Genomic DNA, 19,852 nt, shown 5'->3' with positions numbered 1-19,852 from the left:
CCTGCCGCGCCTGTCCGGCCCGAGGTCGACGTCCGATGAAACTCCCGGTATCCCGTGTTGCGTTCCTGCTCGCCCTGCTGGCGGTTTTCTCCCTGGCCGGCTGCAACACCATGCGTGCCGAGGAAGCCGGAAGGTTCGTGAAACGCACGATCCTGGTGGCGGGCGCGCCGCGCACCTACCAGGTGTTCGTGCCCGCCCATCGCGACCCGCACCAGGCCACACCGGTGGTGCTGTTCCTGCACGGTTCGGGCGAGCGCGGCAGCGATGGCGACAGCCAGACCCGGGCCGGGCTGGGCCCGTACGTGCGCGCGCATGCGCAGGACTTTCCGGCCATCGTCGTGTTCCCGCAGGTCGAGCGCGACGGCGAATGGATGGGCGCCAATGTCGACATGGCACTGGCCGCGACCGAGGCGGCAAGCCGTGAGTTCGGCGGTGATCCGCGACGCACCTATCTCACCGGCCTGTCGATGGGGGGTTACGGCACCTGGGAAACCGCCCTGAAGGCGCCCCATCGCTTTGCTGCGCTGGTGCCCATCTGCGGCGCCCTGCTGGCGCCCAACGACGAGCGTGCCTTGTACGTCACCGAGGTAGCCAAAAGTCCCGACCCCCACGCAGCCCTGGCGAGCCGGCTCAGGCACGTGCCGGTCTGGATCTTCCACGGCGCCCGGGATGACGTGGTTCCACCCGCCGATGACCGCAGGACCTTCGCCGCGCTAAAGGCTATCGGCGCCGACGTGCAGTACACCGAATTCCCCGATGCCGGCCACAACTCATGGGACGCGACATACCAGCACGCGCCTATGTGGGCATGGCTGTTCGCGCAGCAGAAGGATTGAGGCAGCACCTACCATGGCAGAAATCATCCGCAACTATTTCACCCCGCGCTGGCGCATCGACCGCATCGCATGCGCATGTGGCTGGGAAGGCAGTTCGGCGAACATGCAGATGGAATTGCACGAGGAAGTGACCGACTACGCCTGTCCGGCCTGTGAGAACACGCTGTTGATCGTCTCCCATCCCAGCCTGGAGCAGGTGCAGCAGGCGGCCGCCGACGGCAACGCCGAGGCGCAGCAGCAACTGGCGCTTGTGGAAGAGGCCCTGGCGTTGCATCGCAATGCCGATCACTGAACAGCTGACCACGGCAGGGTCGCCGTAGTGGCAACGTAGGTTGCAAGGGGTTTACGTGTGGCCGCCACGAGCTTCGCGACTTGCCCGCTCTGGCACCCGGGGCGGTCTAGGCCAGCAGGGATTCCAGCACCGCCATTCGGATGGCCACGCCATTGCTCACCTGCCGCAGCACCAGCGACTGCGGGCCGTCGGCCACCTCATCTGTGATTTCCACACCCCGGTTGATCGGGCCGGGATGCAGCACCACCGCATCGGGTGCCGCACGGCGCAGGCGCGCCGCGGTCAGTCCGTAGTCCGCGTGGTAGTCGTCCAGTGAAGCGACCAGCCCCTCTTCCATGCGCTCGCGCTGCAGGCGCAGCATCATCACCGCGTCCACGCCTTCGAGCATGGCATCCAAGTCCGCGCCGGTGGTGCAGCCGGCGAGCGTATCGTCGGCAGGCAGCAGCGACGCGGGGCCGCACACGCGGATCTCGCCGGTCCCCAATGTGCGCAGGGCATGCAGGTCCGAGCGCGCCACCCGGGAGTGCTTCACATCCCCGACGATGAGCACCTTCAGTTTCGAAAAATCCGCACCCTTGGCCTGGCGCAGGGTCAGGGCATCCAGCAGGCCCTGGGTGGGATGCGCACTGCGCCCGTCACCGGCGTTGATCAGGGTGGTGTCCTCGCCTGCCTGGCGCGCCAGCGCTTCGGCGGCGCCGTCCTCGGGGTGGCGGACGATGAATCCGCGCACGCCCATGGCCTCCAGGTTCTTCAGCGTATCCAGTGCGGTCTCGCCCTTGCGCGAGGACGAGGTCGACGCATCGAAGTTGATCACGTCCGCGCCCAGGCGCTGGGCGGCGATGTGGAACGAACTGCGGGTACGCGTGGACGGCTCGAAGAACAGCGTGCAGACGGTGGTGCCCAACAGCGAGTTGCGTTTCTGCGCCCGGCCCAACGCGGCATCACGGATCTGCCCCGCTCGATCAAGCAGGCGACACAGCGTTTCCTTCGGCAGGCCTTCCAGGGTCAGCAGGTGGCGCAGGCGGCCGTCGGAATCCAGTTGCAGGGTCATGCGCGATTTCCAGTGGTGATGAAAATTTGTTGCCTCCCCGGATCGGGAAGCGGCTGCCTGGTAGCCGGGTCGGCTGCCGGAGGCGGCTGCGGGCATGGGTTCAACTTCCCCGGCGGAGTCAGCTGCGCCCGATCAAGAGACAGAGATCAAACCACCCGCACGGCATCATGCGGAGCCGCCAACCAGCGCTCGATGATCACCGCGGCAGCGACCGCATCCAGCGCGACCGCATCGCGCCGGCGCTTGCGTCCTTCGGCCCGATCCAGCGCGAAACGCTGCGCAGCCTCGACCGAACTGGAGCGCTCGTCCACCAGCACCACCGGCAGGCTGTAGCGCGCATGCAGTTCGCGCGCGAACGCATGGGCACGCAGGCGGATCGGCTGGTCACCGCCTTCCAGGGTCATCGGGTCACCCACGACCAGGCCGTCGGGTCGCCATTCCGCACGCAGCTTGTCGATCGCCGCCCAGTCCGGTCCGTTGCCATGCACGTCGATCACCGCCAGGGCCCGGGCACCGCTGCCGAACGCGCTGCCGACCGCCACGCCTATGCGCTTGGCACCCACATCGAAGCCCAGCACGGTGCCGTCCAGTTTCATGTCCGGCCCTTCATGCGCGCCCGCTGTAGTCGGTGACGCGGGTGATGTCGATGCCGATGCGCCCGCCGGCTGCCTGCCAGCGCTGCTCGAGCGGCAGCTTGAACAACAGTTCCGGATCGGCGGGCGCCGTCAGCCAGCTGTTCTCGCCCAGCTCGTACTCCAGCTGGCCGGCACCCCAGCCGGCGCATCCCAGGGCCAGCACCGCCTGGGCAGGACCCTGCCCTTCGGACATCGCCTCCAGGATGTCACGCGAGGTGGTCAGCGAAAGCCCGCCACCGATGGCCAGGGTGGAATCCCAGGTGCGCTCGCCGTCATGCAGCACGAAACCCCGCTCCGGATGCACCGGCCCACCATTGAGCACGATGCAGTTGGCCAATGCGGGATCGTGCACGTCCAGGCTCATCTGCGACAGCACGTCGCCCAGGGTGTATTCCGAGGCCCGATTGACCACCACGCCCATTGCGCCATCGGCGTCGTGCTGGCAGATCAGCGCGACGCTGCGCGAGAAATTGGGGTCGTCCAGCGCCGGCAGCGCGATCAGCAGCTGGTTGGTGAAACTGGCGGTCAAACCTGGCATGGGGCCTATTCTAGCCCGGCTGCGCTAACCTATCGGCATGAGCGGATATTGCGATTCCGCCCCTGGGCATCCCGTCCACGGGCCCTACCACGACAGCGAATACGGATTCCCGCAGAGCGGCGAAGCCGAGCTGTTCGAGCGCCTGGTCCTGGAGATCAACCAGGCCGGCCTGAGCTGGGAAACCATCCTCAGGAAACGGGACGGATTTCGCCAGGCCTACAGCGGCTTCGACGTGGACAAGGTCGCCCGTTATGGGGAAAAGGAACGCGCGCGCCTGCTGGCCGACGCAGGCATCGTCCGCAACCGCCTTAAGGTGGAGGCCGCCATCCACAATGCCCAGGTCATCCGCGACCTCAGGCAGTCCCACGGCGGTTTCCTGGCCTGGCTGGAGGCCCACCACCCGCTGTCAAAGGCCGAATGGGTGAAGTTGTTCAAGAAAACTTTCCGCTTCACAGGCGGCGAGATCACCGGCGAATTCCTGATGAGCCTGGGCTACCTGCCTGGCGCACATCGCCAGGATTGCCCGGCGTTCAAGCGCGCCGCCAAGCAGAAGCCCGCCTGGATGCGGACATAGGGCGGGCCCCGGCCCGCCATCGCCAGCCATCACCTGTCACCAGCAATCGGCGACGCCCCCGCTTCTACCCGTTTCCAGCCCAATAGCAGGCTCTTTTCTTCATCCAGTTTGCAGATGCGATCACCAGCGCAGCAGGCAGCCGGCGGGCCAAGGTCCGCCCTACGGAACTCCGTACGTACAACCCCCGGGGCTGTCGATGTCATCCAGCGCCAGCGGCAGGATCGTGGTGCAGTCCGCCTCCAGCTTGAAGCTGGCCAGGTCATCGGCTCGCGTGCGGCCGTGGTTGAGGATGGCGATCGGCTGGCCCGCCTCGTACGCCGTGCGCGCAAAGCGGAAGCCGGAATAAACCATCAATGACGAGCCGACCACCAGCAACGCCTGCGCGCGGAGCAGTGCGGCCTGCGCGACCTCATAGCGGGCACGCGGGACGTTTTCCCCGAAGAACACCACGTCCGGCTTCAGCATGCCGTCACATGCCACGCAGCGCGGCGCGCGGAAAGCGCTGAAATCGCGACCTGCCAGGTCGGCGTCGCCGTCAGGCGCGGCGGCCGCGACCAGGCTGGCCCAGTCCGGGTTGTCGCGACCCAGCCACGACTGAATATGCGCGCGCGGATATCGGGCCGCGCAGTGCAGGCACACCACCTGGTCGATCCGCCCGTGCAGGTCGATGGTGGCGTGGCTGCCGGCGCGCTCGTGCAGCCCATCGACATTCTGGGTGAGCAATTGCGACAGCCTGCCGGACCGCTCCCACCGTGCCAGGGCCAGGTGGGCGCCGTTGGGCTGCGCGCCCGAGACCAGCGGCCAGCCGATGAAACTCCGCGCCCAATAGCGCGCGTGCACCAGGGGGTCATCGACGAATTCACGGAAATTGACCGGCGGCGCGCGTTTCCATTCGCCCAGCGTGTCGCGATAGTCCGGGATGCCGGAACCGGTGCTGCAGCCGGCACCGGTGAGGACGAATACGCGCTCGAAGTCCGACAGCCAGTCCCGCAGGCGTCGCGCTGGTTCATGAGGGTCCGGTGCGCACAATCCCATGCCGTGATTTTCCATGAAAAAAGGGGCAGTTGCCTGCCCCTTCGATCTGACGACCCTCGCGTGGATCAACGGACTTCCGCGATCTCCACGCCATCCAGTCCCTGTGCCAGGGTGCGCGCGTCGCCACCCTGTGCAAGCTTGATGCGCAGGCGGACTTCGTTCTGCGAGTCGGCGTAACGCAGGGCGTCCTCGTAGCTGATCTCGCCGGCCTGGTAGAGTTCGAAGAGGCTCTGGTCGAAGGTCTTCATGCCCAGGTTGGTGGATTCCTTCATCACTTCCTTGAGCTTGTGGATCTCGCCCTCGCGGATGTAATCCTGGATCAGCGGCGTGCCCAGCATGATCTCCATCGCCACCCGCCGTGCCTTGCCATCGGGCGTGGGGATCAGCTGCTGGGCGACCACGCCCTTCAGGTTGAGCGAAAGATCCATCAACAACTGGTTGCGGCGGTCTTCGGGGAAGAAGTTGATGACGCGGTCCATGGCCTGGTTGGCGTTGTTGGCGTGCAGGGTGCACAAGACCAGGTGGCCGGTTTCGGCGAAGGCGATGGCGTGGTCCATGCCTTCGCGTGTGCGCACCTCGCCGATCATGATCACGTCGGGGGCCTGGCGCAGGGTGTTCTTCAGTGCCGCATCCCAGCTGTCGGTATCGATGCCGACCTCACGCTGGGTGATGATGCAGCCCTCGTGCTTGTGCACGAATTCGATCGGGTCTTCGATGGTGATGATGTGGCCGGTGGAATTCTGGTTGCGGTAGCCGATCATCGCGGCCAGCGAGGTCGATTTGCCGGTGCCGGTGGCGCCGACGAAGATGATGATGCCGCGCTTGGTCATCGCCAGGGTCTTGATGATCGGCGGCAGGTTCAACTCTTCCACGGTCGGAATGCGCGCCTCGATGCGGCGCAGGACCATGCCCACCTGGTTGCGCTGGTAGAAGCAGCTGACGCGGAAGCGGCCCACGCCGGCCACGCCGATGGCGAAGTTGCACTCGTGGGTCTTTTCGAATTCCTCGCGCTGGGCGGGGGTCATCACGTTCAGGACCAGGTCGCGCGACTGCTGAGAAGTCAGCGGCGTCTGGGTGATCGGCGAGATCTTGCCGTGCACCTTGATCGACGGCGGCATGCCCGAGGTGATGAAGAGGTCGGACGCCTTCTGGTGCGCCATCAACTTGAGGAACGAGGTGAAATCGATGGTGCTCATGGCATTGCTCCGGGAATGGAAAACAGTAAACAGTGAACGGGAAAATCAAGAACCAGGATGTGCGTCCCCACTATTTGCCCCTCACCCTTCACTATTCACGGCTACTCGAACAGCCGCTTGTCGCGCGCGTATTCCTTGGCCTGGTGGCGCGTGATCAGCGAACGCTTCACCAGGTCCTGCAGATGCTGGTCGAGCGTCATCATGCCGTTCTGCTGGCCGGTCTGGATGGCCGAGTACATCTGCGCCACCTTGTCCTCTCGGATCAGGTTGCGGATGGCCGGGGTGCCGACCATGATTTCCCAGGCCGCCGTACGCCCGCCGCCGACCTTCTTCAGCAGCGCCTGCGAGATCACCGCGCGTAGCGATTCGGACAGCATCGAACGGACCATCGGCTTTTCGCCGGCCGGGAACACGTCGATGATGCGGTCGATGGTCTTGGCCGCCGAGCTGGTGTGAAGGGTGGCGAACACCAGGTGTCCGGTTTCCGCGGCGGTCAGCGCCAGGCGGATGGTTTCCAGGTCGCGCAATTCGCCGACCAGGATGATGTCCGGGTCTTCGCGCAGGGCCGAGCGCAGCGCCTCGTTGAAGCCATGCGTGTCGCGATGCACTTCGCGCTGGTTGATCAGGCACTTCTGCGAGGTGTGCACGAACTCGATCGGATCCTCGACGCTGAGGATGTGGCCGTATTCGTTCTTGTTGATGTGGTCGATCATCGCCGCCAGCGTGGTCGACTTGCCCGAGCCCGTCGGTCCGGTGACCAGGATCAGGCCCTGCGGTTGTTCGATCAGCTGCTTGAACAGCGGCGGGCAGCCCAGGTCCTCGAGCGTCAGCACTTCGGAGGGAATGGTGCGGAACACCGCGCCGGCGCCACGGTTCTGGTTGAACGCGTTGACGCGGAAACGCGCCAGGCTGGGAATTTCGAAGGAGAAATCGACCTCGAGGAATTCCTCGTAGTCGCGGCGCTGCTTGTCCGACATGATGTCGTAGACCAGGCCATGCACCTGCTTGTGGTCGAGCGCCGGGATGTTGATGCGACGGACGTCGCCATCGACCCGGATCATCGGCGGCAGGCCGGCCGACAGGTGCAGGTCGGACGCTTTGTTCTTGACCGAAAACGCCAGAAGTTCGGCGATATCCATACGCTGCTTTCCCCAAATTGCTGCGACTGGTGGAACGATACATCCCCGAGGGGCAGTATACCCACCTTGCCGCGATATCCAACGGTTGATGGATTATGCTCGCCCAGCGCCTAGACGCGACACTGCAAAGCCTCAAAAACGCGGCCCAAGCCGCCCATCGGCCAGTACCGCGGCTGCTGGCGGTTTCCAAGACGCAAAGTGCGACCGCGGTCGCGTCGCTGGCATCGGCGGGGCAGCATGCCTTCGGGGAAAATTACGTTCAGGAAGCGCAGGCCAAGACCCGTGCGCTGGAGTCGCTGGGACTGGAGTGGCACATGATCGGCCACCTGCAGTCGAACAAGGCCGATATTGCCGCCGGGATATTCGACTGGGTGCAGACCGTCGACCGCCTCAAGCTCGTCACGGCCCTCGCCCGTTCCCGGCCACCGCAGCGGCAGCCACTCAACATACTGATCCAGGTCAACATCGACGACCAGGCCAGCAAGCATGGTTGCCGCCCAGGCGAGGTCGAGGCACTGGCGCGGGCGATCGAGGGTGAGCCGCGCCTTGCACTGCGCGGGCTCATGGCAATCCCGACGCCGCATGCCGACATCGAGCTGCGTCGCATCGCGTTCCAGGAGATGGCGACGCTGTTCCAGCAACTTGCCGCGCGCCACCCGGCGGTGGATACCTTGTCGATGGGAATGAGCGATGATTTTCCGCTCGCCATTGCCGAAGGTGCGACCATGGTCCGCATCGGCACCGCCCTGTTCGGGCCGAGAGCGCCGTGACCGGGACTCCAAAAGAGTCTTCCAGTACTTTTTACACGGCCAGCTCGCGACCACAGGAATAGAGATGAGTACCGCTCCAACCCTTTCCCCCCTCACCACTACCCACTCCATCGCCTTCGTTGGCGGCGGCAACATGGCCCGCAGCCTGATCGGCGCGCTGATCGCGCGTGGCAGCAGCGCCACGCAAATCCGCGTGGCCGAGCCGGTCGAGGCCGTGCGTCAATCCCTGGCCCGTGATTTCGGCGTAGCCGTATTCGCCGATGCACGGGATGCCTGCGCGGATGCCGACCTGTGGCTGCTGGCGGTGAAACCACAGGTCATGCGCAATGTCTGCGAGGACCTGGCGGATCTGGCGCAGTCGCAGCGGGCCCTGGTGGTCTCCATCGCAGCGGGCATTACCGCCGTGCAGCTGCAGCGCTGGCTGGGCGGTGACGCCGCAGTGATCCGCGCCATGCCCAACACGCCTGCCCTGCTGGGCGCGGGGATGACCGGCCTGTTCGCCAGGGGAGAGGTGGACGCGGCTGGCCGCCAGCGCGCGCAGGACCTGCTTGCCAGTGCCGGCAAGACCATATGGATAGAGGACGAGGCCAGCATGGATGCGGTCACTGCGGTGTCCGGCAGCGGACCGGCCTACGTGTTCCTGCTGGCCGAGGCGATGGAAGCGGCGGCGCGGCAGCAAGGACTGGACGGGCAGGCGGCGCGCACCCTGGTACTGCAGACCGTGCTTGGCGCGGCGCGCATGCTGACCGAATCCGACGAATCCCCCGGCACGCTGCGCCAGCGGGTCACCTCACCCAATGGCACTACCCAGGCGGCGATCGAAGCGCTGCAGGCCGGCCAATTCGGAGAGCTGGTGGCCACGGCCATAAAGGCCGCCACTGAACGTGGGCGGGCGCTGTCCGCTGCGAACGACTGAACCAGAACACGGGACACGGCAAATGAGCAGGACAATCGGCAAACCCTTCCTTTTGGCTGTCGCACTGCTGCTGGCCTCATGCACGGCCGGAGAAAAGCCACGTGCCGCCGATGCCATCGCGCCTGCGCCGGCCTACCAGGATTTTGGCGACCTGCGCGTGCATTTCAACGCCATGCCCACGCTTGCATTGAGCGAAGCGATGGCGCGCGAAGTCCCGATCGAACGCAGTGCCGGCACGGCCATGGTCACCGTTGCCCTGCGCAAGCTTGCCAATGGCGAGGAAACAGCTGCGGAGGGTGCGGTGCAAGCGGTGGCGGTGGACCTGCAGGGCATGCGCCAGCCAATTTCCTTCACTTCCGTGCGCACCGGCGACTACACCGACTATGTCGGCACGTTTCGTATTGCCGAACGTGACAGCTACCGCGTTGAAATCGAAGTTAAATCCGGCGACCGACGCGGGAAGGTCACTTTCCAGCGCAATTTCTGAGCAAGCGCGCCGCGCTCCTTGGTAGAGCCGGACTTGCACGGCTGACCATCGCCTGAGAATCAAAGCAGCCGGGCAAGCCCGGCGCTGGAAATGAACCGGTAGACCAGCCGATGGAAGCGAAACACGTCCTATCGGTCGCCCTGCTTCGCCGACCAGGCCTGGATGATGCGGGCCATCTCGCGCACGCCATCGGTCAAGGCTGCCGGTCCCGGCTGCAGGATCAGCGGTGACTTGATCTCGTGCAGCTCGCCGTCGCGCACGGCCGGTATTACTTCCCAGCCAGGACGTGCTGCAACCTTGTCAGGCCGGAATTTCTTGCCGCACCACGAGCCCAGGATGATGTCCGGCGCACGCCTTACGACTTCATTGGCGTCGGCCAGGATGCGGTGTTTTGCCAGGGATTCGGCAGCCAGCTCAGGGAACACATCATCGCCACCGGCAATGCGCACCAGCTCGGCGACCCAGCGGATGCCGCTGATGGGTGGCTCGTCCCATTCCTCGAAATACACGCGCGGGCGTCGTGGCAATTGTGCCGAGGCCTGCCCGATCTCACGCAGGCCCCGCTGCAACCCGTCCGCATAGACGTTGGCCTTTTCGCCTGCGCCGACCAGCGCGCCAAGCCGGCGGATGTAATCCAGGATTCCATCGACGCTGCGATGGTTGGAGATCCAAACTTCCACGCCCTGCCGGATCAGCTCGGCGGCGATGTCGGCCTGGATATCGGAAAAGCCAACCACGAAGTCCGGCTGCAGCTTCAGGATCTCGCCGATCTTGGCACTGGTGAACGCACTGACCTTGGGCTTCTCCCTGCGCGCGATCGACGGGCGCACGGTGAATCCGCTGATGCCGACGATGCGGTGCTGTTCGCCCAGCGCGTACAGGACCTCGGTCGGTTCCTCGGTCAGGCAGACAATCCGTTGCGGGCCGCTCACGCCGCCGTGCCCCATTGGGCTGCATTCACGGATAGAGCATCCGCTTCGCCCACGCGCCGCCGGCATCGCGCTCGTAGCGCCAGCGTTCGTGCAGGCGGAACTCCGCGCCGTACCAGAACTCGATGGCTTCGGGTACGACCCGGTAACCGCTCCAGCCTTGCGGACGCGGGATGTCGCGACCTTCGAACTCGGCTTCCACGCTGGCGATGCGCGCCTCGAACTGCTCGCGCGACTGCAGTGTCTCCGATTGCGCGGAGGCCCACGCACCCACCTGGCTCAGGCGAGGACGCGATGCGAAGTAGGCGTCGGCGTCGGCATCTGCAACGACGTCCACCTTGCCCTCGATCCGCACCTGGATGCCGGCAACGCGCAGGCTCCGCCACAGGAACAGCAGCGCCGCGCGGGGGTTTGCTTCCAGCTCATTGCCTTTGCGGCTGTGCAGGTGCGTGTAGAACACGAACCCGTCCGCATCGAACGACTTCAGCAGGACGATGCGCGCCGACGGCACGCCTTCCGCCGTCGCGGTGGCCACGGTCATCGCATTGGGCTCCAGTTCGCCGCTGCTGGCCCTGGCTTCTTCGAACAGACTGGCGAACGTGGCAATGGCTTCGGCGTACAAAGGGGTCATCGGGCATGTTCTCGGGTAAGCGGGGGCGGTCGGGACTCACTGCGACGCGTCGTCCGCGCGGACGCAACGACAGCTGTGCCGGCATCACCGCTGCCAGGCAGCCGGGCTCGCGCTATTGTCGCCCCATGACCGAGCCCGCGCACGCTCTGCCGCAAGGATTCGATGGGACGCTGGTTGCCGGCGCCCTTGACGCGGCCCTGGCAGCAGGCGAACGCACACCCGTCATGGGCATCGCCGGACTGCAGGGCAGCGGCAAGTCGACCCTCGCCGCGCAGGTCGCTGCGTTGGGCCTTTGCCGGGGCCTGCGGGTCGCCGTGGTATCGCTGGATGACTTCTATCTCGGTCGCGACCGCCGCCTACAACTGGCGCGCGAGGTGCACCCGCTGCTGGCCACGCGTGGCCCGCCGGGCACCCATGACCTGCCCTTGGCATTGGCGACCATGGCGCGCCTGCGCGACGGCGCGGACGTGGTGCTGCCGCGGTTCGAAAAACTTGCCGACGACCTGGCGCCGCGCGCGCAATGGCCGCTGATCGAAGGGCGATGCGACCTGGTGATCCTGGAAGGCTGGTTCCTGCAGACGCCGCCCGAGGACGCAGAGGCATTGCGCGACCCCCTCAATGACCTTGAGCGGCTGGACGACGCCGACGGCCGCTGGCGCCAGTACTGCAACACAGCGCTGGCGCGGGACTACCCGCCCTTGTGGGAATCCATCGATGCGCTCTGGTTCCTGCAGGGCCCCGGCTTTGAAGTCATACCGGAATGGCGATGGCAGCAGGAACAGGCGCTGCAGGCCGCCGATCCCATGCGCAAGGGCATGTCGCGGAGCGAAGTAGAGCGCTTCGTGCAATTCTTCGAACGGGTCAGCCGGCAGGCCTTGCGGACCCTGCCGGCAATTGCCGACCGCACCGTGCCGCTGGACCGGCAGCGCAATTCCGCACGTTAGGCTTACTGGACCACGAAGGTGATGCGCAGGTTGACGCGCCACTCGGTGACGTTGCCATTGTCGTCGGTCACCACCTTGATTTCGTTGACCCAGGCGCCCTTGATGCCCTTGACGGTCTCCGAAGTCTTCTTCAGGCCATTCTTGACTGCATCTTCCATGCTGGTGCTGGACGAGGCATTGACTTCAATGATCTTGGCGATGGACATGGCAGTCTCCTTGCGATGGCGCGGCGCGCCGGATCCCTGACCATAGCCCTGCCGGCGTTAATTGATCGCTAGGAGGCCGGCATCCTTGCCGATGGCCGCATAGCCGGTGATAGCATCGCTGCATCATGAATCCCGCTCCCAACCTCATCCTCGTCGGCCCCATGGGAGCCGGCAAGACCAGCATCGGCAGGCGCCTGGCGGAACGCTTCGGTCTTGAGTTCACCGACGTGGACCAGGTGGTGGTGGAACGCTGCGGCGCCACCATCAACACCATCTTCGAGCATGTCGGCGAGGCCGGCTTCCGCGAGCGTGAAAAAGCGGCCCTGGGCCAGGTGCTGGCTGAAACCGGCAAGCTCGTTTCCACGGGTGGCGGCGCGGTGCTGGATCGCGACAACCGGCTGGCGATGCAGCGGCGAGGATTCGTGGTCTACCTGCGGGTGGGAGTGGACGCGCAACTCAAGCGACTGGGGCGCGACCGCAGCCGGCCTCTGCTGCAGCGTGGCGACCGGGAACAGGTGCTGCACGACCTGGCCGCGACGCGCGAACCTTTCTACCTGGAAGTGGCGGACCTGATGCTGGATACCGACGCGATGTCACCTGGCGCAGCGACGACCGCCCTGGCCCAACTGCTTGCAGCGCAGTGGCAACGCAGCGAGCAGGCAGCATGACGGCAGCACCGCGCATCGTCGAAGTGGGCGGCGGCGTTCCCTACCGCATCGCCATCGGCCCGGGTCTGCTGGCCGACGGTGCAGCGCTGGCCGGCCACGTGCGCGGGCGCCACGTGTTGCTGGTCAGCGATTCCACCGTCGCGCCGCTGTACGTGGCGACCGTGCGCGAAGCCCTGCATGCCGCGCGGCCCGACCTGCTGGTCGGCACCTTCGTGCTGCCGGCGGGCGAGTCGTCCAAGACCCTGGCGAATTTCGGCGCCGCGATCGAGGCAATGGCGACGCTGGGCGCAACCCGCGATGCCTGCATATTCGCACTGGGTGGCGGCGTGGTCGGCGACCTGGCCGGCTTCGCGGCGGCCTGCTGGATGCGCGGGGTGGATTGCGTGCAGCTGCCGACCACCCTGCTGTCGATGGTGGACTCTTCGGTCGGCGGCAAGACCGCGGTGGACATCGCGCAGGGCAAGAACCTGGTCGGCGCCTTCCATCCGCCGCGCGCGGTGTTCGCCGATACCTCCACCCTGCGCACGCTGCCCGCGCGCGAATTGCGCGCGGGCCTGGCCGAGGTGATCAAGTACGGGGCCCTTGGCGACCCGGGGCTGTTCCACTGGCTGGAGGCGGAACGCGAGCGCCTGCTGGCGGGCGACGAGGCTGCGCTGGCGCAGGCAATCGCCAGCAGCTGCGAACACAAGGCCGCCATCGTCGAACGCGACCCGCTGGAACGTGGCGAACGCGCCCTGCTCAACCTGGGCCACACCTTCGGCCATGCCATCGAGACCGAACAGGGTTATGGCAGCCCGCACAACGCCAATCTCAACCATGGCGAGGCGGTGGCGGTCGGCATGGTGCTGGCGGCGCGGCTGTCGGCAGGGCTTGGCATAGCCGAAGCGGCCGACGCGGACCGCCTTGCAAGCCTGCTAGGGGCTTATGGCTTGCCCACCACCCTCCCTTCCGGTCTGACGCCGGCGGCCCTGCTGGCACGCATGCGCCTGGACAAGAAAAACCTCGCCGGACGCCTGCGACTGGTGCTGTGGCGGGGCATCGGCCGGGCCGAAGTGGTGCCGGACGTGGATGAAAGTGCCGTGCTTGCGGTGCTGTCCGGCTAAAATGGCGGCATGCGCCTTTTCCTCCAGCAACGCCCGGCCGCGGGCGAATCGCCCCGCTACGTGCAGCTGACCCTGCAGCCTGACCTGTTCGGTGGCTGGGAGCTGCTGCGCGAAAGCGGCCAGATCGGCGGCCGCGCGCAACTCAAGCGCGAGCAGTACCTGTTGCAGGACGAAGCCACCGCCGCCTTCGAAAAGGCACGCGACGGCCACGTCAAGCGCGGCTACCTGGTCACCTTCGCACGCGGCGCCGAGGCGCCCAGGCCGTGAGTCGGTAGATTGGCGTGCCGCGCACGCTGCAACAGGTGAAGTCGGCGGCGTGGCAACTGCCCGTCAGGGCGGAACCGGCCCCGACCCGTATTTCACCCTTGACCCTCCACCCTTGACCCTTCACAGGCGGCGCAGCCGCTGACTTGACCATCCAGAGGAACGCCCTTGTCCACTCCCCTTCGCAACGACCGCCTGCTGCGCGCACTCAAGCGCCAACCCGTGGATTGCACACCGGTGTGGCTGATGCGCCAGGCCGGACGTTACCTGCCGGAATATCGCGCGACCCGCGCCCGGGCCGGCAGCTTCCTGGCCATGGCCAAGAACCCGGACCTGGCCTGCGAAGTCACCCTGCAGCCGCTGGCGCGTTTCGACCTGGACGCGGCGATCCTGTTTTCCGACATCCTCACCATCCCCGACGCGATGGGCCTGGAGCTGTATTTCGTCGATGGCGAAGGCCCCAAGTTCCGCAACACCGTGCGCAGTGCAGCCGACCTGGACAAGCTGGGCGTGCCGGACATGGAAACCGACCTGCGCTACGTCATGGATGCGGTCCGCGTGATCCGCCGCGAACTGGATGGCAAGGTGCCGCTGATCGGTTTCTCCGGCAGCCCGTGGACCCTGGCCTGTTACATGGTCGAAGGTGGAGGCAGCAAGGATTTCGCGCGCATCAAGGCGATGGCGTTGAACGATCCGGCCACCCTGCACCGCCTGCTCTCGCTCAATACCGACGCGGTGATCGCCTACCTGGCAGCGCAACGCGCGGCGGGTGCGCAGGCGCTGCAGGTGTTCGACACCTGGGGCGGCGTGCTCAGCCCGGCGATGTACCGCGAATTCTCCCTGCCCTACCTGGTCCGCATCGCGCGTGAACTGGATCGCGGCAAGAACGAGGAGTTCACCCCGCTGATCCTGTTCGGCAAGGGCAACGCCGCGCACCTTGAGGCGCTGGCCGACAGCGGTACCGACGCGCTGGGCGTGGACTGGCTGGTGGAACTGTCCGAAGCGCGTCGCCTGACCGGTGGCAAGGTTGCCCTGCAGGGCAACCTGGACCCTGCCGTGTTGTATGGCTCGCCGGAAGCGATCCGCACCCAGGTCGCCAACGTGTTGGAAAGTTACGGTCGTGGCTCGGGCCATGTGTTCAACCTGGGCCACGGCATGTCGCCCGACATGGATCCGGAACACGTCGGCGTGCTGGTCGACGCGGTCCACGAGCTGTCCGCGCGCAACTGAGTGGGCGCAAGGGAAGCACGCATGCACCGCCTCGTTCACCGCCGACTTGCCGCTTGTTGCCTGGCAGTGTCCACCTGCCTGGCGGCCACTGCATTGGCAGCCCAGCCCGCGCCCCCGGTGTTGCAGTTGTCCGGGAATGATTTCCCCGAGCTGGTGGTGATCTCGCGGGAAACGGACGCCAACGGCGAGTCGGGCATGCTGTCCTGCGACCGCATCCGCAGCAAGCGCATCGATGAACTTGATCCGCTGTGGAAACAGGCCGTCGAGCGCATCCACCTGGACTGCGAGGACCTGGGTGAGCACGAAGACGGCGCCAACATGGCTGCCACCGTGGTCACCGGCTTCCTCAAGCCGGGGCAGGTGCAGTTCGCCGGGGTACCGGTGGCAGAAGTACGACTGATGGATTCGGAACTGTGGGGGGACCATCAGTACCTGCTTGACCGGCCTTTCACCGAAATCCGCGATGCGATCAAGACGTTCGTCGAATCACGTTGCCGCGCGCAGTCCGAAAGCAGCGGCGCGCTGGTCACAAGCGACTGCAACCTGCTGGAAACTCCCGAGGGCGTGTACCTGCAGACCAGCGAAGTGGGAGGCATCTGGATGCATCCGTCGCAGGATGAGCCGCAGCGCACCGTCTACGCCGAAGCCTGGGCTGACTGACGCGGTTCGCAGCGCGCGCTTGCCGGGCCGTCCTGGCCAGACGAACTATCAGGGTCCCCGCGCTGGCAGCCGAAGCGACTAGGCAGGCACGGTTCTTTGCGACCGTGCGCCGGCTTGCGCGGACAAATTTCCACCTGCCTCCAGGCAAGCAGCCGGGCTAGCTCGGCTCCACGGCACCGGAACACACCGCCACGATGGCTTCGACCAGCATGTCCCCGGTCACCGGCTTGCGCAGGAAGCCATCGAAGCCCGCCGCGTAGGCCAGGATTTCGGCTTCCGCATCGGCGCGCGCCGTCACCGCGATGAGCGGCGCGGTGAAAGCCTGGGTGCGCAATTGGCGCGCGAGGGCCAGGCCATCCAGCCCGGGCAGGTCCAGGTCCAGCAGGGCCACGTCGAACCGGCGCCTTGCCGTTTCGGTCAATGCCACCAGGCCGTGCGCCGCATGCGTGACCTGGTGCCCGCGCGCATGCAGCAAGCCCGTTATCACCTCGGCGACGGTGGCATCGTCCTCCACCAGCAGGATGCACAGCGGACTTTCGGGCTGCGTCGAGGTGCGTGGCGCGAGACCGGTGGCAAGCGTGGCTGCGGGCAGCGGCAGCTCGACGATGAAGCGCGTACCCACTCCAGGCGTGCTGTGGACGCGGATGCGTCCGCCCATGGCCAGCGCCAACTCCTGGCAGATCGCCAGGCCCAGGCCGCTGCCGCCATAGCGCGCGGCAGTGCGCGCGCCTTCGGCCTGCTCGAACCGCTGGAAAAGACGCGCCTGCTGTTCCTCGTTGAGACCCGGCCCGGTGTCGGCGATTTCCAGGCGCACGCCCTGGGGCTCAGCCGCCGACACATGCAGGGTCACTCCGCCGGCGTCGGTGAACTTGATCGCATTGCCCAGCAGGTTGAGCAGGATCTGGCGCACCCGCACCGGGTCGCCCTGCAGCGCGGCTGGTGTTCCTGCGGCGATCTCGTCGGCGAAAGCGAGGCCGCGGCGCTCGGCCATGGGCGCGGTCATGCCGACCACTTCGTCGACCAGTGCCCGCAGGTCGAAATCCTCCTGTTGCAGTTCCAGCTTGCCCGCCTCGATGCGCGCGATGTCCAGCGCATCGTTGACCAGCCGCAGCAGGTGCGAGCCCGCATTCTGGATGGCGTGGGTGTAGCCCTTCTGGCGCTCGTCCAGCGGCGTGCCCAGCAGCAGCTCGCTCATCCCCAGCACGCCGGTCATGGGCGTGCGCACTTCGTGGCCCAGGGTGGCCAGGAAACGAGTCTTGGCCAGCGACGCCTGTTCGGCCAGCGCCTGCTTGTGCTCGCGAAGTTGCCACGCGCTGCGCAGCCGCAAGCGCCGCCGGTACAGGGCGCCCAGCATGCCGAGCAGCAGCAGGCCCAGCACGGCGAACAGGACGATGCCCCACGCGCTGCTCCACCACGGCGGCAATACGCGGAAACGCAGTTCGCGCTGGGCCGAGGTGTTGCCGGCCGCGTCGAAAGCCTGCAACTGCAATGTGTAGCGCCCCGCAGGTAACGCGGAGAACACCCGTTCGCCGCTGGCGCCCTGGCTAACCCAGTCCTTGTCGAACCCCTGCAGGCGCGAGCGGTAGCGATTGGCCAGCGGATCCTCGAACGACAGCAGTCGCGCACTGACCTGCAGTTCGTGGTCGTCAGGCTGCAACACGAAATCACCTGTCACGGGAAGCAGGACGACCTGGTCGCCGCGCCCTACCTGGATGCTGTCCAGGACCAGGTTGGGAGTGACCGGCGCCGGGTCGGGCAACGAGGTGTCGAGCAGCATGAGCGTGCCGTCTGCTGCGGTTCCGGCCAGCACGCCGCCGGCAGTGATAAGCAGTGCGCGGTCCGAGAACTCCTGGCTCAACAGCCCGTCGCGCACGCCGAAACCGCGCACACTTTCCGATTCCGGGTCGACCCGCAGCAGGCCGCGCCGTGTCGCCAGCCAGGGACGCCCCAGTCCGTCCAGCGCCAACCCGGTTGATTCCACCGCCGGCACGCCCTGCGCCACCGCCAGCCGCTTCTCCCTTCGCCAACCGGCGCCCTGGCGATGCCACAACTCCAGGCCGGAGAGGCGGTGCAGCCAGAGGCGGTTGTCGTCCTGGAAGGCGAACGAGAACACTCGCTCGCCACCGATGCCCGCGGCGGCCACGAACCGACGCAGTGGCGGGTTCCAGCGCAGCAGTCCTTGCGCCCCAGCCAGCCACAGCGCGCCATCGGGACCGAAGCGGATGACTTCGGTATCCAGCGCGGTAAGGCCCGATGATTCGGCCAGGTCATCCAACACCTTGCCGCTTTCGCCATCCCGGCGTTGCAGCCCCGCGCCCAGCACGGACAGCCACACATCGCCATTGGGTGCCTCCAGCAGCCAGTCGACCGGGCCGCTGCGCGGCAACGGGTCCACCGCGGACTCATCCGACCATTGCCTCAAGGCATGGCTGGCCAGGTCGATACGCGTCAGTTTTTCGCCTGATCCGACCCACAGGCGTCCATGCCGGTCCTCCAGCACGGAGGTCATGCGTTCGTTCTTCAACGCTTCGGCGTGCCAGGGCAAGCGCCTGACCGCACCGCTGGCCATGTCCACGTACTCGATCACGCCCTTGTTGCTGGTCAGCCAGACCCCTCCGTCCCGCGCTTCCGCCAGGCCCCGATGCAGCCCGGCACTCAGGCCTTCCGCCGGCGACAGCGTGGCGATGCGACGCCAGTCCGATCGCAGATAACCGAGGCCGCGCGAGGGCACCGGCGCCCACAGGCCGCCATCCGGCTGGCGCAGCAGCGCCTGCAGGATGCGCATTGCGCCGCCGTGGCTTTGCATATCGAACGGCACCGGCGCGGGCGCGCCTTTCGCGGTGGTCCGCCAGAGTCCACCCTGGCCCCCCAGCCAGTACTTCCCGTCCCCGCTTCCGACCAGCGCCATCACCGCGTTGGGTCGCGCGAACATCGCCGACCAGCCCGGCGCGAGCCACTTGCCCCCAGCGTCGCGGCGGAAAACGCCTACCGAGGCGCCGACCCAGAGCTGGTCGCCGTCGGAAGTGATCGAATAGATCATCGGCGCCGGGACTTCACCCGGAAGTGGAACCCGGTGCATGGCAACGCCGTCGAAGCGCGCCAGGCCTGCCATGGTGCCGACCCACAGATCTCCCTTGGCATCCACGGCCAGCGACAGCACGTCATCGGAAGGGAGGCTGGCCGCGTCCCCAGCCCGGGCGCCGAAGTGGGCAATGCGGCCGTCCGGCGACATGGCGCACAGGCCGCCACCGAAGCTGCCGAACCACAGGGTGTCACCGCGGCTGGCAATGGCGAACACGTCATCGCTGGCCATGCCCCGGCTTTCGGCCTTGCGATAGTGGCGGAAGCCCTTGCGGCCCACTCCCATCACGCTCAGGCCGCCATTCTCGGTGGCTACCCAGATGCGATCCTGCGCATCGATGTGCAGCGCCTGCACGATGTTGCCAGGCAACGAGGAGGGGTCGTCGGGTTCGTGCCGCCATATGCGGAAACCCACCCCGTCGTAGCGCGCAAGGCCGTCATGCGTGGCAATCCAGAGATAGCCGGCACGGTCGCGCACCAGTGCGGCGATGGTCGTGGAGGGAAGCCCATCCGCCGCGCCCAGCACGCGGAACCGCGGAGTTTCAGGTACCGCCGATTGCACCCCGGCCGGCCACAGCAGGCATGCCCACAACAGGCACGCCCATGGCCGCCACGCACCCTGTTCCCTGACCTGCTCCATGCCCTGGCCCCCCATCCTTGGTCCGGC

The 19,852-nt window shown here is 66.7% G+C and carries 22 protein-coding genes; 12 read left to right on the top strand and 10 right to left on the bottom strand.

The genetic code is table 11. The annotated features are described in order from the left end of the window. The first annotated feature begins 35 nt into the window (after positions 1-35). On the top strand, positions 36-836 hold the full coding sequence (locus tag DT603_RS09935) for a carboxylesterase family protein (protein ID WP_162349732.1): 801 nt from the start codon (positions 36-38) through the stop codon (positions 834-836). 13 nt (positions 837-849) lie between these two features. Further along, entirely contained in the window at positions 850-1,128 is a 279-nt protein-coding gene (locus tag DT603_RS09930) for a hypothetical protein (protein WP_162349731.1), read from the top strand. A 106-nt stretch (positions 1,129-1,234) separates the two neighbouring features. On the opposite strand, the gene DT603_RS09925 is transcribed toward DT603_RS09930, so the two are convergent. From DT603_RS09925 to DT603_RS09915, 3 genes are all read right to left on the bottom strand, one after another. Beyond that, positions 1,235-2,179, bottom strand: coding sequence for an aspartate carbamoyltransferase catalytic subunit (locus tag DT603_RS09925; protein ID WP_162349730.1), 945 nt, complete (start codon positions 2,177-2,179; stop codon positions 1,235-1,237). A 146-nt stretch (positions 2,180-2,325) separates the two neighbouring features. Next, positions 2,326-2,775: a Holliday junction resolvase RuvX gene (ruvX, locus tag DT603_RS09920; protein WP_162349729.1), complete on the bottom strand. Its 450-nt coding sequence runs from the start codon at positions 2,773-2,775 to the stop codon at positions 2,326-2,328. A 10-nt stretch (positions 2,776-2,785) separates the two neighbouring features. Continuing rightward, on the bottom strand, positions 2,786-3,352 hold the full coding sequence (locus DT603_RS09915; protein WP_162349728.1) for a YqgE/AlgH family protein: 567 nt from the start codon (positions 3,350-3,352) through the stop codon (positions 2,786-2,788). Positions 3,353-3,389: 37 nt separating this feature from the next. On the opposite strand from DT603_RS09915, the gene DT603_RS09910 reads away from it, so the two are divergent. Continuing rightward, positions 3,390-3,926 (top strand): DNA-3-methyladenine glycosylase I, encoded by a 537-nt coding sequence (locus DT603_RS09910; RefSeq protein ID WP_162349727.1) that lies wholly within the window; start codon positions 3,390-3,392, stop codon positions 3,924-3,926. Positions 3,927-4,085: 159 nt separating this feature from the next. Here the strand turns inward: DT603_RS09910 and DT603_RS09905 are convergent, their stop codons facing one another. The 3 genes from DT603_RS09905 to DT603_RS09895 form a co-directional block, all read right to left on the bottom strand. Beyond that, positions 4,086-4,961 (bottom strand): NAD-dependent protein deacetylase, encoded by an 876-nt coding sequence (locus DT603_RS09905; RefSeq protein WP_162349726.1) that lies wholly within the window; start codon positions 4,959-4,961, stop codon positions 4,086-4,088. 65 nt (positions 4,962-5,026) lie between these two features. Further along, positions 5,027-6,157, bottom strand: coding sequence for a PilT/PilU family type 4a pilus ATPase (locus tag DT603_RS09900; protein ID WP_162349725.1), 1,131 nt, complete (start codon positions 6,155-6,157; stop codon positions 5,027-5,029). 101 nt (positions 6,158-6,258) lie between these two features. Then, on the bottom strand, positions 6,259-7,296 hold the full coding sequence (locus tag DT603_RS09895; protein WP_162349724.1) for a type IV pilus twitching motility protein PilT: 1,038 nt from the start codon (positions 7,294-7,296) through the stop codon (positions 6,259-6,261). Between the two features lie 95 nt (positions 7,297-7,391). Between DT603_RS09895 and DT603_RS09890 the strand changes: the two genes are divergently transcribed. The 3 genes from DT603_RS09890 to DT603_RS09880 all read left to right on the top strand — a co-directional run bounded on the left by DT603_RS09890 (position 7,392) and on the right by DT603_RS09880 (position 9,469). Continuing rightward, positions 7,392-8,066 carry a YggS family pyridoxal phosphate-dependent enzyme gene (locus DT603_RS09890; RefSeq protein WP_162349723.1) on the top strand — a complete coding sequence of 225 codons (675 nt, stop codon included), beginning with the start codon at positions 7,392-7,394 and terminating at the stop codon, positions 8,064-8,066. A 64-nt stretch (positions 8,067-8,130) separates the two neighbouring features. Next, positions 8,131-8,982 carry a pyrroline-5-carboxylate reductase gene (gene proC, locus DT603_RS09885; RefSeq protein WP_162349722.1) on the top strand — a complete coding sequence of 284 codons (852 nt, stop codon included), beginning with the start codon at positions 8,131-8,133 and terminating at the stop codon, positions 8,980-8,982. A gap of 22 nt (positions 8,983-9,004) precedes the next feature. Further along, the gene (locus tag DT603_RS09880) at positions 9,005-9,469 is read left to right on the top strand and encodes a DUF4426 domain-containing protein (RefSeq protein ID WP_162349721.1); all 465 of its coding nucleotides are present in this window, start codon (positions 9,005-9,007) and stop codon (positions 9,467-9,469) included. Positions 9,470-9,597: 128 nt separating this feature from the next. Here the strand turns inward: DT603_RS09880 and DT603_RS09875 are convergent, their stop codons facing one another. Further along, positions 9,598-10,401: a cobalamin-binding protein gene (locus tag DT603_RS09875; protein ID WP_343037745.1), complete on the bottom strand. Its 804-nt coding sequence runs from the start codon at positions 10,399-10,401 to the stop codon at positions 9,598-9,600. 25 nt (positions 10,402-10,426) lie between these two features. Then, positions 10,427-11,029 (bottom strand): pyridoxamine 5'-phosphate oxidase, encoded by a 603-nt coding sequence (gene pdxH / locus DT603_RS09870; RefSeq protein WP_162349719.1) that lies wholly within the window; start codon positions 11,027-11,029, stop codon positions 10,427-10,429. 125 nt (positions 11,030-11,154) lie between these two features. Here pdxH and DT603_RS09865 point away from each other — a divergent pair, with 125 nt between their 5' ends. Further along, positions 11,155-11,973 (top strand): kinase, encoded by an 819-nt coding sequence (locus DT603_RS09865; RefSeq protein ID WP_162349718.1) that lies wholly within the window; start codon positions 11,155-11,157, stop codon positions 11,971-11,973. Positions 11,974-11,975: 2 nt separating this feature from the next. Here DT603_RS09865 and DT603_RS09860 read toward each other — a convergent pair whose 3' ends face one another. Further along, a complete protein-coding gene (locus DT603_RS09860; RefSeq protein WP_162349717.1) occupies positions 11,976-12,179 on the bottom strand; it encodes a dodecin family protein in 204 nt (67 codons plus the stop codon). Between the two features lie 125 nt (positions 12,180-12,304). Between DT603_RS09860 and DT603_RS09855 the strand changes: the two genes are divergently transcribed. The 5 genes from DT603_RS09855 (at position 12,305) to DT603_RS09835 (ending at position 16,104) form a co-directional block, all read left to right on the top strand. Continuing rightward, positions 12,305-12,847 carry a shikimate kinase gene (locus DT603_RS09855; protein ID WP_162349716.1) on the top strand — a complete coding sequence of 181 codons (543 nt, stop codon included), beginning with the start codon at positions 12,305-12,307 and terminating at the stop codon, positions 12,845-12,847. Continuing rightward, positions 12,844-13,950 carry a 3-dehydroquinate synthase gene (gene aroB, locus DT603_RS09850; protein WP_162349715.1) on the top strand — a complete coding sequence of 369 codons (1,107 nt, stop codon included), beginning with the start codon at positions 12,844-12,846 and terminating at the stop codon, positions 13,948-13,950. The genes DT603_RS09855 and aroB overlap by 4 nt, the downstream gene beginning before the upstream one ends. Positions 13,951-13,959: 9 nt before the next feature. Then, positions 13,960-14,217, top strand: a complete 258-nt coding sequence (locus DT603_RS09845) for a WGR domain-containing protein (protein WP_162349714.1) — start codon at positions 13,960-13,962, stop codon at positions 14,215-14,217. A 165-nt stretch (positions 14,218-14,382) separates the two neighbouring features. Next, positions 14,383-15,444: a uroporphyrinogen decarboxylase gene (gene hemE, locus DT603_RS09840; protein WP_162349713.1), complete on the top strand. Its 1,062-nt coding sequence runs from the start codon at positions 14,383-14,385 to the stop codon at positions 15,442-15,444. A 66-nt stretch (positions 15,445-15,510) separates the two neighbouring features. Beyond that, a complete protein-coding gene (locus DT603_RS09835) occupies positions 15,511-16,104 on the top strand; it encodes a hypothetical protein (protein WP_162349712.1) in 594 nt (197 codons plus the stop codon). 157 nt (positions 16,105-16,261) lie between these two features. On the opposite strand, the gene DT603_RS09830 is transcribed toward DT603_RS09835, so the two are convergent. Continuing rightward, positions 16,262-19,825: a hybrid sensor histidine kinase/response regulator gene (locus DT603_RS09830; protein ID WP_162349711.1), complete on the bottom strand. Its 3,564-nt coding sequence runs from the start codon at positions 19,823-19,825 to the stop codon at positions 16,262-16,264. Positions 19,826-19,852: the final 27 nt, after the last annotated feature.

Origin of the sequence: Pseudoxanthomonas gei, assembly GCF_010119615.1 — a bacterium.
Taxonomy (GTDB): domain Bacteria; phylum Pseudomonadota; class Gammaproteobacteria; order Xanthomonadales; family Xanthomonadaceae; genus Pseudoxanthomonas_A; species Pseudoxanthomonas_A gei.
The sequence above is the reverse complement of the archived record's forward strand: the minus strand, read 5'-3'. Positions and strand labels throughout refer to the sequence as shown.